Origin of the sequence: Kitasatospora sp. NPDC056651 (assembly GCF_042792155.1) — a bacterium.
In the GTDB taxonomy this organism is placed as follows: domain Bacteria; phylum Actinomycetota; class Actinomycetes; order Streptomycetales; family Streptomycetaceae; genus Kitasatospora.
In genome coordinates, this window is the sequence record NZ_JBHTWX010000031.1 from 21766 (window position 1) to 37892 (window position 16127).

14 protein-coding genes and 1 pseudogene are annotated in these 16127 nt (G+C 71.1%); 1 reads left to right on the forward strand and 14 read right to left on the reverse strand.

Features of this window, described 5'->3' with window-relative positions:
• Window positions 1–11 precede the first annotated feature (11 nt).
• From nuoL to ACFRAR_RS15000, 14 genes and pseudogenes are all read right to left on the reverse strand, one after another.
• Window positions 12–1925: an NADH-quinone oxidoreductase subunit L gene (gene nuoL / locus ACFRAR_RS14935; RefSeq protein ID WP_380698462.1), complete on the reverse strand. Its 1914-nt coding sequence runs from the start codon at window positions 1923–1925 to the stop codon at window positions 12–14.
• Between the two features lie 13 nt (window positions 1926–1938).
• Window positions 1939–2238 carry an NADH-quinone oxidoreductase subunit NuoK gene (nuoK, locus tag ACFRAR_RS14940; protein WP_049652557.1) on the reverse strand — a complete coding sequence of 100 codons (300 nt, stop codon included), beginning with the start codon at window positions 2236–2238 and terminating at the stop codon, window positions 1939–1941.
• Entirely contained in the window at window positions 2235–3200 is a 966-nt protein-coding gene (locus tag ACFRAR_RS14945; protein ID WP_380698503.1) for an NADH-quinone oxidoreductase subunit J, read from the reverse strand. Before ACFRAR_RS14945 ends, nuoK begins: the two co-directional genes overlap by 4 nt.
• Window positions 3200–3808: an NADH-quinone oxidoreductase subunit NuoI gene (gene nuoI / locus ACFRAR_RS14950; RefSeq protein WP_380698463.1), complete on the reverse strand. Its 609-nt coding sequence runs from the start codon at window positions 3806–3808 to the stop codon at window positions 3200–3202. Before nuoI ends, ACFRAR_RS14945 begins: the two co-directional genes overlap by 1 nt.
• A 6-nt stretch (window positions 3809–3814) precedes the next feature.
• A complete protein-coding gene (gene nuoH / locus ACFRAR_RS14955) occupies window positions 3815–5143 on the reverse strand; it encodes an NADH-quinone oxidoreductase subunit NuoH (protein WP_380698464.1) in 1329 nt (442 codons plus the stop codon).
• Complete coding sequence (locus ACFRAR_RS14960; RefSeq protein WP_380698465.1) at window positions 5140–7722, reverse strand: NADH-quinone oxidoreductase subunit G; 2583 nt, start codon at window positions 7720–7722, stop codon at window positions 5140–5142. The genes nuoH and ACFRAR_RS14960 overlap by 4 nt, the downstream gene beginning before the upstream one ends.
• Window positions 7719–9080, reverse strand: a complete 1362-nt coding sequence (gene nuoF, locus ACFRAR_RS14965) for an NADH-quinone oxidoreductase subunit NuoF (protein WP_380698466.1) — start codon at window positions 9078–9080, stop codon at window positions 7719–7721. Before nuoF ends, ACFRAR_RS14960 begins: the two co-directional genes overlap by 4 nt.
• Window positions 9080–9895, reverse strand: coding sequence for an NADH-quinone oxidoreductase subunit NuoE (gene nuoE, locus ACFRAR_RS14970; protein WP_380698467.1), 816 nt, complete (start codon window positions 9893–9895; stop codon window positions 9080–9082). The genes nuoF and nuoE overlap by 1 nt, the downstream gene beginning before the upstream one ends.
• Window positions 9892–11232 (reverse strand): NADH-quinone oxidoreductase subunit D, encoded by a 1341-nt coding sequence (locus tag ACFRAR_RS14975; protein WP_380698468.1) that lies wholly within the window; start codon window positions 11230–11232, stop codon window positions 9892–9894. Before ACFRAR_RS14975 ends, nuoE begins: the two co-directional genes overlap by 4 nt.
• 14 nt (window positions 11233–11246) lie before the next feature.
• A pseudogene (locus ACFRAR_RS14980) lies at window positions 11247–11945 on the reverse strand (NADH-quinone oxidoreductase subunit C); the annotation flags it as partial.
• Window positions 11942–12496: an NADH-quinone oxidoreductase subunit B family protein gene (locus ACFRAR_RS14985; RefSeq protein WP_316526761.1), complete on the reverse strand. Its 555-nt coding sequence runs from the start codon at window positions 12494–12496 to the stop codon at window positions 11942–11944. The pseudogene ACFRAR_RS14980 and the gene ACFRAR_RS14985, both read right to left, overlap by 4 nt.
• Before the next feature lie 128 nt (window positions 12497–12624).
• Entirely contained in the window at window positions 12625–12984 is a 360-nt protein-coding gene (locus ACFRAR_RS14990) for an NADH-quinone oxidoreductase subunit A (protein ID WP_030060100.1), read from the reverse strand.
• 510 nt (window positions 12985–13494) lie between these two features.
• A complete protein-coding gene (locus tag ACFRAR_RS14995; protein ID WP_380698469.1) occupies window positions 13495–14187 on the reverse strand; it encodes a response regulator in 693 nt (230 codons plus the stop codon).
• 67 nt (window positions 14188–14254) lie between these two features.
• Window positions 14255–15334: a sensor histidine kinase gene (locus ACFRAR_RS15000; protein WP_380698470.1), complete on the reverse strand. Its 1080-nt coding sequence runs from the start codon at window positions 15332–15334 to the stop codon at window positions 14255–14257.
• A 203-nt stretch (window positions 15335–15537) separates the two neighbouring features.
• Between ACFRAR_RS15000 and ACFRAR_RS15005 the strand changes: the two genes are divergently transcribed.
• Entirely contained in the window at window positions 15538–16122 is a 585-nt protein-coding gene (locus tag ACFRAR_RS15005; protein ID WP_380698471.1) for a hypothetical protein, read from the forward strand.
• Window positions 16123–16127: the final 5 nt, after the last annotated feature.

The window sequence follows — 16127 nt, forward strand, 5'->3', positions numbered from 1 at the left end:
GGGACGAGTCATCAGACGGACCTCATCAGGAGAGTCATGGCGACCAGCACCAGCGTGCCGCCGAACATGGAGAGCGCGTAGGAGCGGACGAAGCCGTTCTGGACCCGCCGCAGCCGGCCGGAGAGTCCGCCGATGGCGGCGGCCAGGCCGTTCACCGCGCCGTCCAGGCCGCGGCTGTCGAAGAACACCAGCGTCGCGGTGAGCGCCGAGCCCGGCCGCACCAGCACGGCGTGGTTGAAGTCGTCCTGCAGCAGGTCGCGGCGGGCCGCCCGGGTGAGCGGGGAGCCGACCGGCGCCACCACCGGGACCGGCGAGCGCCCGTACATCAGGTACGCGAGGCCGACGCCGGCCACCATGCAGGCCGTGGTCAGCCCGGTGACGGTCCACGCGCCGAGCGGCGAGTTGCCCTCGCTGTGGCCGGTGACCGGCTCCAGCCACTTCAGGAACCTGTCGTTGACGTCGAACAGCGCTCCCGCGCCGGCCGAGCCGACGGCCAGCAGCACCATCGGGATCACCATGGTCTTCGGCGGGTCGTGGGGGTGCGGGAGGTTGCCCTCCGCGTCCGGCTGCCAGCGCTTCTCGCCGAAGAAGGTCAGCACCACCACCCGGGTCATGTAGAACGCGGTGATCGCCGCGCCGACCAGCGCGCACAGCCCGAGGATCCAGCCCTCGGTGCCGCCCTTGGCGAACGCCGCCTCGATGATCCGGTCCTTGGAGAAGAAGCCGGACAGGCCCGGGAAGCCGATGATGGCGAGGTAACCGACGAGGAAGGTGACGTAGGTCCACCGCATGTGCTTGCGCAGGCCGCCGTAGTGGCGCATGTTCACCTCGTCGTTCATGCCGTGCATGACCGACCCGGCGCCGAGGAACAGCCCGGCCTTGAAGAAGCCGTGGGTCACCAGGTGCATGATCGCGAAGACGTAGCCGATCGGGCCCAGCCCGGCCGCCAGCACCATGTAGCCGATCTGCGACATGGTCGAGCCGGCCAGCGCCTTCTTGATGTCGTCCTTGGCACAACCGACGACCGCACCGAACAGCAGCGTGACCGCGCCGACCACCACCACGGCGGTCCGGGCGTCCGGCGCCAGGTCGAAGATCGCCGAGGACCGGGTGATCAGGTAGACCCCGGCGGTCACCATGGTGGCCGCGTGGATCAGGGCCGAGACCGGGGTCGGGCCCTCCATCGCGTCCCCGAGCCAGGACTGCAGCGGCACCTGCGCCGACTTGCCGCAGGCCGCCAGCAGCAGCATCAGGCCGATCGCCGTCAGCTTGCCCTCGCTCGCCTCGCCCGCGCCCCCGACCGTGCCCGCCGAACCGAGGATCGGGTCGAAGGCGAAGGAGCCGAACTCCGCGAACATCAGCATGATCGCGATGGACAGGCCCATGTCGCCGACCCGGTTGACGATGAAGGCCTTCTTCGCCGCCGTCGCCGCGCTCGGCTTGTGCTGCCAGAAGCCGATCAGGAGGTACGAGGCCAGGCCCACGCCCTCCCAGCCGAAGTACAGCAGCAGGTAGTTGTCGGCGACCACCAGCAGCAGCATGGCGGCCAGGAACAGGTTCAGGTACGCGAAGAAGCGGCGCCGGCGCTCGTCGTGCGCCATGTAGCCGACCGAGTAGAGGTGGATCAGCGTGCCGACGCCGGTGATCAGCAGGACGAAGGTCATCGACAGCTGGTCGAGCCGGAAGGAGATGTCGGCCTGGAAGCCGTTCACCGGGATCCAGCTGAACAGGTGCCGGGTGACCGCCCGGTGCTCGGCGTCACGGCCGAGCATGTCCGAGAACAGGACCAGGCCGAAGCCGAACGAGAGCGCCGCGAGCGCCGTGGCCAGCCAGTGGCCGTACCGGTCCAGCGCCCGGCCGCCGAGCAGCAGCAGGGCGGCACCGGCCAGTGGAGCCGCCACCAGCAGCGGAATGAGAGAGTTCACCGAGGGCCTCCGCCTACAGCTTCATCAGGTTGCTGTCGTCGACCGAAGCGGAGTGCCTGGTCCGGAAGATGGAGACGATGATGGCGAGGCCCACCACGACCTCGGCCGCCGCGACCACCATCGTGAAGAACGCGATGATCTGGCCGTCCAGGGTCCCGTGCAGCCGGGAGAAGGTCACCAGAGCGAGGTTCGAGGCGTTCAGCATCAGCTCCACGCACATGAACAGCACGATCGCGTTGCGTCGCACCAGCACCCCGGCCGCGCCGATGGTGAACAACAGAGCCGACAGGTAGAGGTAGTTGACCGGGTTCACTCCGCGCCCTCCTCGTCGGCCGGGTGCTTCACGTGGTTCGCCGGCACCGGTTCACCGTTCACCGGGACGCGCCCGCGCCCGCCGTTCGCCGGGGCCCGCCCGCCGTTCGCCGGCACCGGCTCCAGCGACTTGCGCGGAGCGGCCACCGCCGGCCGCTCCGAGGACGGACGGCCCAGCCAGTCCGCCGTGCTGTTCTCCAGCTCCGCCATCCGCCGCAGCATCGCCTGGCTGACGTCCCGGACCTGACCGCGCTCGCGCAGCGTCGCCATCACCGAGTCCTCGGCGATCGTGCCGTCCGGCAGCAGCGCCGGGACGTCCACCGCGTTGTGCCGCGCGTACACGCCCGGCGCCGGCAGCGGCGGCACCTGGATGTTGTCCTCGACCCGCTGCGCCGCCAGCTCGCGCTGGGTCTTGGGTGCCGTCACGTGCTCCCGGTGGGTCAGCACCATCGCGCCGATCGCCGCGGTGATCAGCAGCGCGCCGGTGACCTCGAAGGCCCACACGTACCGGGTGAAGATCAGCCGGGCCAGGCCCGGCACGTTGCCCTCGGCGTTCGCCTCGGACAGCCCGGTGAAGTGGTTCAGCTTCGCGTTGGCGATCCCGGCGATCAGCAGCACCCCGAAGCCCAGCCCGCACAGCACCGCGGCGAACCGCTGGCCCTTCAGGTGCTCCTTCGTGGAGTCCTCGCTGGTGACACCGACCAGCATCACCACGAACAGGAACAGCATCATGATCGCGCCGGTGTAGACCACGATCTGCACCACGCCCAGGAACACCGCGCCCTGCGCCATGTAACAGACCGCCAGCGCCAGCATGGTGGCCGCCAGGCAGAGCGCGCTGTGCACCGCCTTGCGCATCGACACCATGCCGAGCGCGCCGCCGACCGCGATCACCGCGAGCACCCAGAACTGGACGGCCTCACCCGTGGAGGTCGTCCCGGTCGCTTCCGCCAGCCGCGCGATCACTGCCGCACCTCCTTCTCCCGGTCGGTGCGCTCCTGCTGGACCGTCCCCGGCGCCGCCGCGGTGACCTCGCCCCGGTAGTACGCGCCCTCGTCGGTGCCCGGGAAGATCGCGTGCGGGGTGTCGACCATGCCCTCGGACAGGCCCACCAGCAGTTGCTCCTTGGTGAAGATCAGGTCCCGGCGGGAGGAGTCGGCCAGCTCGTACTCGTTGGTCATCGTCAGCGCCCTGGTCGGGCAGGCCTCGATGCACAGCCCGCACAGGATGCAGCGGGCGTAGTTGATCTGGTACACCGCCCCGTAGCGCTCACCCGGGGAGTAGCGCTCCTCGTCCTGGTTGTCGGCGCCCTCCACGTAGATCGCGTCGGCCGGGCAGGCCCACGCGCACAGCTCGCAGCCGACGCACTTCTCCAGGCCGTCCGGGTGCCGGTTCAGCTGGTGGCGGCCGTGGAAGCGCGGAGCGGTGGGCTTCTTCTGCTCCGGGTACTGCTCGGTGAGCCGCTTCTTGAACATGGCCTTGAAGGTCACGCCGAAGCCGGCGGCCGGGCCGAGGATCGACGGGCGGTCGCCCCGCTCGGGGCGGTCCGTACGATCGGACTGGTCGGACATCTCGGTTCAGCTCCCTTCGGAATGGTCGGCCCCGTTGAGGGCGTCCTGGAGTTGCTTCGGGGCGCGGCTGGGCCGGCGCGGCACCGGCGGGAGCACCTGGCCGGGCATCGGCGGGACCGGGTAGCCACCCGCCATCGGGTCGAACTCCTTCCCGGGCGGGGCCTCTTCGGGCTCCGGCTGCTTCCTCACGAAGTCCCGCAGCAGCGCCAGCAGCAGGATCACGCCGACCGGGGCACCCACGTACAGCACCACCTCGCCGAAGCCGTAGCCCTCGTTGCGCAGCGCCCGCACGCTCGCGATCAGCACCAGCCACACCAGCGAGACCGGGATCAGCACCTTCCAGCCCAGCTTCATGAACTGGTCGTAGCGGAACCGGGGCAGCGTGCCGCGCAGCCAGATGAAGAAGAACAGCAGCAGCTGGATCTTCAGCGTGATCCACAGCATCGGCCACCAGCCGTGGTTGGCGCCCTCCCAGAACGTCGACACCGGCCACGGGGCCCGCCAGCCGCCCAGGAAGAGGGTCGAGGCCACCGCCGAGACCGTCACCATGTTCACGTACTCGGCCAGCATGAACATCGCGAACTTCAGCGAGGAGTACTCGGTGTTGAAGCCGCCGACCAGCTCGCCCTCGGCCTCCGGCAGGTCGAACGGCGCCCGGTTGGTCTCGCCGACCATCGCGATCACGTAGACGATGAACGACACCGGCAGCAGTGCCGCGAACCAGGTCGGCTGCTGGTGCGCCACGATCTCCGAGGTCGACATCGAGCCGGAGTAGATGAACACCGCCGCGAAGGCCAGGCCCATCGCGATCTCGTAGCTGACCATCTGCGCGGCCGAGCGCAGCCCGCCCAGCAGCGGGTACGTCGAGCCGGACGACCAGCCCGCCAGCACGATCCCGTAGATCCCGATCGAGGCCGTCGCCAGGATGTACAGCAGGGCCACCGGGAAGTCCGTCAGCTGCAGCGGCGTCCGGGTGCCGAAGACCGACACCTCGTTGCCGGCCGGGCCGAACGGGATCACCGCGAAGGCCATGAACGCGGGGATGGCGCAGACGATCGGGGCGAGGATGTAGACCACCTTGTCCGCGCCCTTGACCACCAGGTCTTCCTTCAGCGCCAGCTTCACGCCGTCCGCCAGCGACTGCAGCATGCCCCACGGGCCGTGCCGGTTGGGCCCGATGCGCAGCTGCATCCAGGCCACCACCTTGCGCTCCCAGACGATCGCGATCAGCACCGTCAGGACCAGGAAGGCGAAGCAGAACACCGCCTTCAGCAGCACCAGCCACCACGGGTCCTGCCCGAAGAAGTGGAGCGTCTCGTACGGCTGCGACGTCATCGGTCCTCCCCTTCGCCCGCGGCTTCGTCCGCGGTGTCGGCGGTGTCGGCGGTGGCCTCGGCCACCGCCCCTGGCTCGGGCGTGGGCTCGGCCCCTGGCTCGGCCGCGGGTTCGGACTCCGGCTCGGGTTCCGGCTCGGCCGCGGCGATCGAGACCAGGTGGCCGACGGTGGCGCCCAGCGCGCGGTGGGCGCCGCCCGGTGTGGAGTCGAGCGGGACCCAGACCGTGCGGTCCGGGATCGAGTCGGTGACCTCCAGCGGCAGGGTCAGCGAGCCCGCCGGGCCGGTCAGCCGCAGCGCTGCGGCCGCCTCGGCGCCGATCTCCTTGGCCGTCTCCGCCGAGATCCGGACCACCGCCCGGTGCCGGGTGCCCGCCAGGTGCGGATCCCCCTGCTGCAGCAGGCCGTTGTCCAGCAGCAGGCGCCAGCCCGCCAGCACCGCCTGGCCCTCGGCCGGCCGGGGCAGCACGTCCGGGTGCGCGGCCGGGTCGGCCGTGCGGTCGCCCTCCCACGGGACGAACCGGTCCAGCTCCAGCCGGGCCGCCCGGACGTCCGGCAGACCCAGCCGGTGGCCCAGGGCGTCCGCCAGCATGCTCAGCACCCGCAGGTCCGACTGGAGGTGACGGCCCATCTGCTGGTCCGGCTTGAGCGCGGCCTCGAACATCCGCACCCGGCCCTCCCAGTCCAGGAAGGTGCCCGCCTTCTCCGCCACCGCCGCCACCGGCAGCACCACGTCCGCGTGCGCCGTCACCGCCGAGGGCCGCAGCTCCAGCGACACCAGGAACGGCACCGCCGCCAGCGCCTCGTCGGCCAGCGCCGGATCCGGCAGGTCGTCCGGGTCCACACCACCGACCAGCAGCGCGTCCAGCTCGCCCCGCGCGGCCGCCGCCAGGATGCCGCCGGTGTCCCGGCCCGGCCGGGACGGCGGCTCGGCCCCGCCCCACACCTCGGCCGCCTCCGCCCGGGCCACCGCAACGGCCACCGGGCGGCCGCCCGGCAGCAGGCCCGGCAGCGCGCCGGCCTCCACGGCCCCGCGCTCACCCGCCCGGCGCGGCACCCAGGCGAGCTTCGCGCCGGTCGCGTGCGCCAGCCGCAGCACCGCCGTCAGCGCGCCCGGGACGGCGGCCAGCCGCTCGCCCGCCAGGATCACCGCCCCCGGCGTCCGCAGCAGCTCGGCCGCCCGGCCCGCGTCGTCGTTCAGCGGCTCGTCCGCCGCCAGCGCCGCGAACCACTCGGGCTCGGTGCCGGGGGCGGCTGGCAGCAGCGCACCGCGCAGCTTCGCCAGGCCCCGGGAGCCGTACGCGGCCACCGAGAACACCTTCAGGCCCGTCGCCCGAGTCGCCTTGCGCAGCCGCAGGAAGACGATCGGCGACTCCTCCTCCGGCTCGAAGCCCGCCAGCAGCACCGTCGGCGCCCGGTCGAGGTCCTCGTAGGCCACCCCGGAGCCGTCCAGGTCGACACCCCGCCCGGCCACCGCCGCGGCCAGGAAGTCGGCCTCCTCACCGCTGTGCGGGCGGGCCCGGAAGTCCACGTCGTTGGTGCCCAGCACCACCCGCGCGAACTTCCCGTACGCGTAGGCGTCCTCGACCGTCACCCGGCCGCCGGCCAGCACCCCGGTCCGGGCCTCGCGCAGCCCCTCGGCCGCCCGGGCCAGCGCCTCCGGCCAGGAGGCCGGCACCAGCTCGCCGTCCACCCGCACCAGCGGGGTGGTCAGCCGGTCCCGGAGCTGGGCGTAGCGGAACGCGAAGCGGCCCTTGTCGCAGTTCCACTCCTCGTTCACCGCCGGATCCTCACCCGCCAGCCGCCGCAGCACCTTGCCGCGCCGGTGGTCGGTGCGCTGCGCGCAGCCGGAGGCGCAGTGCTCGCACACACTGGGCGAGGAGGTCAGGTCGAACGGGCGGGAGCGGAACCGGTACGCCGCCGAGGTCAGCGCCCCCACCGGGCAGATCTGGATGGTGTTCCCGGAGAAGTACGACTCGAAGTCGTCCCCCTCTCCGGTGCCGACCTGCTGCAGCGCCCCGCGCTCCACCAGGTCGATGAACGGGTCCCCGGCGATCTGCTGCGAGAAGCGGGTGCAGCGCGCGCACAGCACGCAGCGCTCGCGGTCCAGCAGCACCTGGCTGCTGATCGGCACCGGCTTCTCGTAGGTGCGCTTCATGCCCTCGAAGCGGGAGTCGGCGGCGCCGTTGGTCATCGCCTGGTTCTGGAGCGGGCACTCGCCGCCCTTGTCGCAGACCGGGCAGTCCAGCGGGTGGTTGATCAGCAGCAGCTCCATCACGCCGCGCTGCGCCTTCTCGGCCACCGGTGAGCTGAGCTGGGTGCGCACCACCATGCCCTCGGCCACCGGGATGGTACAGGAGGCCACCGGCTTGCGCTGGCCCTCGATCTCGACGATGCACTGGCGACAGGCACCGGCCGGGTCGAGCAGCGGATGGTCGCAGAAGCGCGGGATCTGGGTGCCGATGGTCTCGGCGGCCCGGATCACCAACGTTCCCTTGGGAACCCGCACTTCGACGCCGTCGATGGTGAGCGTGACCAGTTCGACCGCGGTCTCGGAGGCGGTTGGCTCTGTGATCGTCACGCGTGCACCTCCCTTTCGGTGGCGGACTGGTGGCCGGGGCGGGGGCCGTCGGCCCAGACGGTGGAGGCGGCCGGGTCGAACGGGCAGCGGCGCTCGGCCAGGTGCTGCTCGTACTCGGCCCGGAAGTGCCGGAGCGAGGAGACGATCGGGCTGGCCGCGCCGTCGCCCAGGGCGCAGAAGGACTTGCCGTTGATGTTGTCGGCGATGTCGAGGAGCTTCTCCAGGTCCCCGTCGACGCCCTCGCCCGCCTCGATCCGCTTGAGCAACTGGACCAGCCAGTAGGTGCCCTCGCGGCAGGGGGTGCACTTTCCGCAGGACTCGTGGGCGTAGAACTCCGTCCAGCGGGTGACGGCGCGCACCACGCAGGTGGTCTCGTCGAAGACCTGGAGCGCCTTGGTGCCGAGCATCGAGCCGGCCGCGCCGACGCCCTCGTAGTCCAGCGGGACGTCGAGGTGCTCGTCGGTGAACATCGGGGTGGAGGAGCCGCCCGGGGTCCAGAACTTCAGCCGGTGCCCGGCGCGGACGCCGCCGCTGAGGTCGAGCAGCTGGCGCAGCGTGACGCCGAGCGGGGCCTCGTACTGGCCGGGGTTGGTGACGTGGCCGGAGAGCGAGTAGAGCGTGAAGCCGGGGGACTTCTCGGTGCCCAGGGCCTTGAACCACTCCTTGCCGCGGGCCAGGATCGGCGGCACGGAGGCGATCGACTCGACGTTGTTGACCACCGTCGGACAGGCGTACAGGCCGGCGATCGCCGGGAACGGCGGCCGCAGCCTCGGCTGGCCCCGGCGGCCCTCCAGCGAGTCCAGCAGCGCCGTCTCCTCGCCGCAGATGTAGGCGCCGGCGCCGGCGTGCACGGTGATGTCGAGGTCGACGCCCGAGCCGAGGATGTTCCGGCCCAGCAGTCCGGCGGCGTACGCCTCGGCGACGGCCGCGTGCAGCCGGCGCAGCACCGGGACGACCTCGCCGCGCAGGTAGATGAAGGCGTGGTCGCAGCGGATCGCGTAGGAGGCGATCACCATGCCCTCGATCAGCACGTGGGGGTTGGCGAACAGCAGCGGGATGTCCTTGCAGGTGCCCGGTTCGGACTCGTCCGCGTTGACCACCAGGTAGTGCGGCTTGCCGTCGTTCTGCGGGATGAACTGCCACTTCATCCCGGTCGGGAAGCCGGCGCCGCCCCGGCCGCGCAGTCCCGAGTCCTTGACCAGGGCGATCACGTCGTCCGGTGGCATGGCGAGGGCCGCCTTGAGTCCCTCGTAGCCGTGGTGGCGCCGGTAGGTGTCGAGCGTCCAGGGGCGGGTGTCGTCCCAGGAGTCGGACAGCACCGGGGTGAGCAGCTTCTCGGCCGGCTCGGCAGAGGTCATCACGCCTCGCTCCCTTCCTGGCCGTTGCCCGTGGCGCCGTTGCCCGTGGCGCCGTTGCCGGCCTGACCGTTGCCCTCGTGGCCGTTGCCCTCGTGGCGGGGGGAGACCACCTTGGCGCCGGGGGTGCCCGGCAGGGCCTCGCCGCGGGCCAGCCGCAGGCCGGCCAGCGAGGGGGCGCCGCCGGCGCCGGACTCGTCGTTGGCGCCGGGGCGCTCATCGGGGAAGCCGGCCAGGATCCGGGCGGTCTCCTTGAAGCCGCACAGCCGGGCGCCGCGGGTGGGCCGGACCTCGCGGCCGGCGCGCAGGTCGTCGACCAGCTGCCGGGCGCTCTCCGGGGTCTGGTTGTCGAAGAACTCCCAGTTGACCATCACCACGGGTGCGTAGTCGCAGGCCGCGTTGCACTCGATGTGCTCGATCGAGACCTCGCCGTCCTCGGTGGTCTCGTTGTTGCGGATGCCCAGGTGCTCCTGGAGGTCGGCGAAGATCTGGTCGCCGCCGAGCACCGCGCACAGGGTGTTGGTGCAGACCCCGACGTGGTACTTCCCCGCGGGGCGGCGCCGGTACATGGTGTAGAAGGTCGCGACCGCGGTGACCTCGGCGGTGGTGAGGTCCAACCGCTCGGCGCAGAAGCGGATCCCGGTCGGGCTGACGAAGCCCTCCTCGGCCTGCACCAGGTGCAGCAGCGGCAGCAGCGCGGAGCGCGGCTGGGGGTAGCGGGCGATCAGCTCGGCGGCGTCGGCGGCCAGCCGGGCGTGCACCTCCTCGGGGTACGGTGCGGCCGGCAGTGCCGGCAGTCCGAGTTCGACGTTGGTCACCGGTCCACGCCTCCCATCACCGGGTCGATCCCGGCCACCGCGACGATCACGTCGGCCACCTGGCCGCCCTCGCACATCGCCGCCATCGTCTGCAGATTGGTGAACGACGGGTCCCTGAAGTGGACCCGGTACGGACGCGTCCCGCCGTCACTGACCACGTGCACGCCCAGCTCGCCCTTGGGCGACTCGATCGCCGAGTACGCCTGGCCGACCGGGACCCGGAAGCCCTCGGTGACCAGCTTGAAGTGGTGGATCAGGGCCTCCATGGAGGTGCCCATGATCTTGCGGATGTGGTCGAGGGAGTTGCCCAACCCGTCAGGCCCGACGGCCAGTTGCGCGGGCCAGGCGATCTTCTTGTCGGCCACCATGACCGGGCCCGGCCGCAGCCGGTCCAGGCACTGCTCGACGATCCGCAGGGACTGCTTCATCTCCTCCAGCCGGATCACGAAGCGGCCGTAGGAGTCGGCGCTGTCGGCGATCGCGACCTCGAAGTCGTAGTCCTCGTACCCGCAGTACGGGTCGCTCTTGCGCAGGTCGTGCGGCAGCCCGGTGGCGCGCAGGATCGGGCCGGTGGCGCCGAGGGCCAGGCAGCCGGGCAGGTCCAGGAAGCCGACGTCGACCAGCCGGGCCTTGAACACCGGGTTGCCGGTGGCAAGCTTGTCGTACTCGTGCATCCGGGAGCGGAAGACCTTGACCGCCTCGCGGATCTGGTCGACGGCCCCGGGCGGCAGGTCCTGGGCGAGGCCGCCGGGGCGCACGTACGCGTGGTTCATGCGCAGGCCGGTGACCAGCTCGAAGACGTCCAGGATCAGTTCGCGGTCCCGGAAGCCGTAGATCATCAGGGTGGTGGAGCCGATCTCCATGCCGCCGGTGGCCAGGCAGACCAGGTGCGAGGCGATCCGGTTGAGCTCCATCATCATCACGCGGATGACGCTGGCCCGCTCCGGGACGTCGCCGGTGATGCCGAGCAGCTTCTCGACCGCCAGGCAGTAGGCCGTCTCGTTGAACAGCGGGGTCAGGTAGTCCATCCGGGTCACGAAGGTGGTGCCCTGGACCCAGCTGCGGAACTCCATGTTCTTCTCGATGCCGGTGTGGAGGTAGCCGATGCCGCAGCGGGCCTCCGTCACCGTCTCGCCGTCGATCTCCAGGATCAGCCGCAGCACCCCGTGGGTGGACGGGTGCTGCGGGCCCATGTTGACGATGATGCGCTCGTCGTCGGCCCGGCCGACCGCCTCGACCACCTCGCCCCAGTCGCCGCCGGTGACGGTGAAGACCCGGCCCTCGGTGGTGTCGCGGACGTCCGCGGCCTCGGTCTCGTCATAGTGCTGGGTGTTCATCAGCTGTACGACCTCCGCTGGTCGGGAGCCGGGATCTGGGCGCCCTTGTACTCGACGGGGATGCCGCCGAGCGGGTAGTCCTTGCGCTGCGGGTGGCCCAGCCAGTCGTCCGGCATCATGATCCGGGTGAGCGCCGGGTGGCCCTCGAAGACCAGGCCGAAGAAGTCGTAGGCCTCGCGCTCGTGCCAGTCGTTGGTCGGGTAGACGCTCACCACGGAGGGGATCCGCGGGTCGGCGTCCGGCGCGGTGACCTCCAGCCGGATCAGCCGGCCGTGGGTGATCGAGCGCAGGTGGTAGACCGCGTGCAGCTCGCGGCCCTTGTCCCCGGGGTAGTGCACGCCGCTCACGCCCAGGCAGAGTTCGAAGCGCAGCGCCGGGTCGTCGCGCAGGACCCGGACGGTCCTCAGCAGGTGTGCGCGGTCGATGTGGAAGGTGAGCTCACCACGGTCGACCACGGTCTTCTCGATCACCTCGACCGGGTCCAGGCCCTGTTCCTCCAGGGCGCCCTCCAGCTCGTCGGCCACCTCGTCGAACCAGCCCCCGTAAGGGCGTTCGCTCGGACCGGGCAGGACGACCGGGACGGCCAGACCGCCGAAGCCGGAGGTGTCGCCGCTGCCCTTGGCACCGAACATGCCCTGCCGGCGGCCGACCACCTCGACCGGGATCTCGCGGGACGGCTGCTCGCGGCGGGTCTCGGGCACCTGCTCGTTCATCGCAGCTGCCCCCGCATCTCGCTGACCGGGGTCGCCTTGAGGGCGAGCGCCTCGCCCAGCTCCTCGGCCCGGCGCTTGTTCACGCCCAGCGGCTCGTGCTGGATCTTGTCGTGCAGCTTCAGGATGGCGTCCATCAGCATCTCCGGACGGGGCGGACAGCCGGGCAGGTAGATGTCCACCGGGACGATGTGGTCGACGCCCTGGACGATCGCGTAGTTGTTGAACATCCCGCCGGACGAGGCGCAGACGCCCATCGAGATGACCCACTTGGGATTGGGCATCTGGTCGTACACCTGGCGCAGCACCGGGGCCATCTTCTGGCTCACCCGGCCCGCCACGATCATCAGATCGGCCTGCCGCGGGGATCCCCGGAAGACCTCCATCCCGAACCGGGCCAGGTCGTAGCGACCGGCGCCGGTGGTCATCATCTCGATCGCGCAGCAGGCCAGACCGAAGGTCGCCGGGAAGAGTGACGCCTTGCGCACCCAGCCGGCGGCCGTCTCCACGGTCGTGAGCAGAAAGCCGCTCGGCAGCTTCTCCTCGATTCCCATCAGATCCCTCTCAATGCCCTCGAGTCCGCTGATACGTGGGCCGGTTCTGGCTTGTCCGCTCGTTCACAAGCGGACGCGCAGCCGGCGGACGGGTGGCAGAACCACCCCGCGCTCGGACCACCCCGCGCTCAGTCCCACTCCAGGCCGCCGCGGCGCCACACGTAGGCGTACGCGACGAAGACGGTGGCGATGAACAGGAGCATCTCGACCAGCCCGAAGATCCCCAGGGCGTCGAAGGTCACCGCCCAGGGGTAGAGGAAGACGATCTCGATGTCGAAGACGATGAAGAGCATCGCCGTCAGGTAGTACTTGATCGGGAACCGACCGCCGCCCACAGGCTGCGGGGTCGGCTCGATGCCGCACTCGTACGCCTCCAACTTGGCCCGGTTGTAGCGCTTGGGGCCGGTGAGTGAGGCCATCACGACGGAGCCGACCGCGAACGCCGCCGCGATGGCACCGAGTACGAGGATCGGCGCGTAGGCATTCATAGCCCCCGCTCCCTCCGTCCAGTCGTCCTTGACTGCAGATCGGAACCGGCAGGTCACCCTGAGGTGAACCCGCGTTCCAGTTCCCGAGATCCACCTCATGTGAGGCAGTTCACAAAGCCTGGAACGAGCGCATCTTATGCCCGTCCGCTTGTGATCTGCGACACGCAGTTCACCGCCATCTTTGTGATCTACGACACCATGTGAATGGTGCTGAATGTGAACATGCCCAGACTTGCCAGCACAAAGCAGTCAAATGATCACAAGCAGTCGCATTTATCTGCGAAGCAGCTGGTCAGGGGCGTGTTTCTATATCAACCATGCTCCGGACTAAGCAAATTTCCGGGCGTCATGTTGACGTGTTATAGCGGCTCACCCGCAGGGGTGGTGGGAGTCCGAACGCTCGCTTGACCCTTCGTTCACAAGCGCGCGAACTCGGGGTGTGGTGGGGGTTCTGATGCCCTCCCTCCACCCGTCCGCCCGCCCGATCCTCCGCCCGGACGCCGCCGGTTACTACCGGCCGGCCGCCTGCTCCCAGACCCAGGCCGCGACGCCCACCCGGTTGCGGGCGCCGATCTTGCGCTGGACGTTGGCGAGGTGGTTCTTCACCGTCCCCGGTGAGATGAACAGCCCGGCGCCGATCTCGGCGTTGGTCGCGCCGTCGGCGACCAGCTCGGCGATCTCCCTTTCTCTCGCGGTCAGTTCCTCCGGCACCCCGGCTATCAGTGGCGCCGCCGCGGCTGCCCTGGCCTCCGGCTCGGGCCTCGGCTCCGCACCCGGAAGTGCCATGTGCCGCAGGAGCCGGACGGTGATCTGCGGGCTGATCAACGCGTCCCCCGCCATGGCCGCCCGGACCGCCTCGATCAGCAGCACCGGCCCCGAGCGCTTCAGCAGGAACCCGGCCGCTCCGTGCCGCAGCGCCGTGTGGACGTACTCGTCCAGGTCGAAGGTGGTCACCACGATCACCTTGCACTGGTCGGCCAACTGCCGGGTGACTTCCAGACCGTCGAGCTTCGGCATCCGGATGTCCGCGAGCACCACGTCCGGTCGCAGCCGCCGCGCCTCCTCCACCGCTGCGGCACCGTTCGTGGCCTCCGCCACCACCACCATGTCCGGCTGGACGTCCAGGATCATCCGGAACGCACTGCGGACGTCCGCCTGGTCGTCCGCGATCAGGATCCGAATCGGCCCTGTGCCGCTGCCCATGTCCGTGCCTCCCCGTTCCCCGTGCCCCGTTCCCGACTCGCGTCGGTTCCTGGGGCCGCATCGGTTCCTACGCGTGCGCCGGCCCCGTGCCGGCTTCCTCCAGCGGCAGCACCGCCGCCACCCGCCATGCCTCCCGCTCGTACGGGCCGGCTTCCAGCGAACCGCCCAGCGCCTCCACCCTGGCCGCCAGCCCCGGCAGTCCGCTGCCGCCGCCCCGGCGTGGCCGCCCTGTCTGGCCGGGGGCCCGACCGTCGTTGGTCACGGTCAGCTCCAGTCGGCCGCCGCATCTGCCGGCCCGGACCTCGACCACCCGCGCGGCCGGAGCGTGGCGCCGGATGTTGGTCAGGGACTCGACCACGATCCGGTGGACGGTGCCCTCCACCTCGCGCGGCACCGGCCCCTCCGGCAGCTCCAGCCGGACCTCGGCACCGCCCGTCGCGGTGAACCGCTCCGCCACCTCGGCGAGTTCGGCGAGTCCGGGATGCGCGGCGCGCCCACCGCCTTCCTCGCCGCGCAGCAGCTGCACCGTCCGGTCCAGCGAGGCCAGCGCCCGCTGCCCGGCCTGCTCTATTCGCTGGAACATCTCGGCCGCCCGGGCCGGGTCGATCCCCGCCAAGTAGGCCCCCGCCTGGGCCTGGGCGACCATGCCGCTGACATCGTGCGCCACGAAGTCGTGCAGGTCGTGGGCGAGTTCGAGCCGCTGTGCCCGCCTGGCCTCGGCCACCGCCTTGTTCCGTGCCTCGTCCAGGCTCCGCAGGTAGCGCCCGATCAGGACGGCCGGCAGGGAGAGCATCGATCCGAACCCGAAGAGCGTGAGCGTGTCCGCGGGCCCGCCGATGACCTCGAACCGGGACGGCCAGAGGGCCACCGCTCCGGATGCCGTCCAGACGGCCGCCGCACACCACGGGCCGTCCTCGGCACGCAGGCCGAGGACCGTCGACAGCAGCAGCACGGCCAGTTCGGCGAAGCCCAGCAGCCCGGCCCAGCGCTCCCCCTCCGCCCAGCGGCCGAGGAGCCAGACGGTGATCGTGACCACGGCCGACGCCGCCCCGAGCGCCATCGTCACGGCCGCCGCCCCGTACCGCCCCCGCGCCGCCCAGGCCGGCAGCGCCAGGACCAGGACGACCCCCGACAGGATCTGAGTCATCGTCACCACCTCTCCTCGGCTCTCCGACTGCCGTCACATTACGACGCGGCCCAGGCGGCACACCTGTGCCGATCGGCACATTTCAAAGGCTGGTTGAGCAGGAGGAACAGCCCGATCGGCATCTGCCGCAACCCCGTGGCGGGCGCTCACTCTTGAGTCATCGCACCGGCCGCGGAGGCCGGAGCCGAAGGGAGTCCACCACCATGTCGGAGTTCGTGATCAACGCCCACGGCACCGCCCACCGGTCCGATGCGGCCGGGGGCCCCGTGCCGGACGTCCCGCCCGCCCCGCGCTGGGCCCGGCTCGCCGCCAAGGCCACACTCTGGACGACGCTTCCCTCCGGGTTGTGGCGGATCGCCTTCGGGTTCGGCGTCCCGGTCGGCTTCACCGGCTCGACGGCCGCGGCGTTCGGCGCTCACCAGCCGGGCTGGGGCACCGTCTACTGCGTGGTGCTGAGCGTCCTGACGGAGCTGCTGGCCTTTCTCACCCTGGGCCTGGTCCGGCCATGGGGGCTGGTGGCACCGCGGTGGATCCCGCTGATAGGCGGCCGTCGGGTCCGGCCACTGGCCGCGGTCGTCCCGGCCCTGCTGGGCTCGGTGATGCTCACGGTGCTGGGCATGGAGGGGCTGTTCGGTCGCTGGGCCCACAACCTGGCCCAGCCGGATTCTCCACGAGGCTTCGCCGCCGTGGTGATGACGCTCGCCTACCTCCCCCTGGTCGCCTGGGGTCCGCTGCTCGGCGCCGTCACCCTCGACTACGCCCGCCGCACCCTGCGATGGCGCCGGTGAGCAGG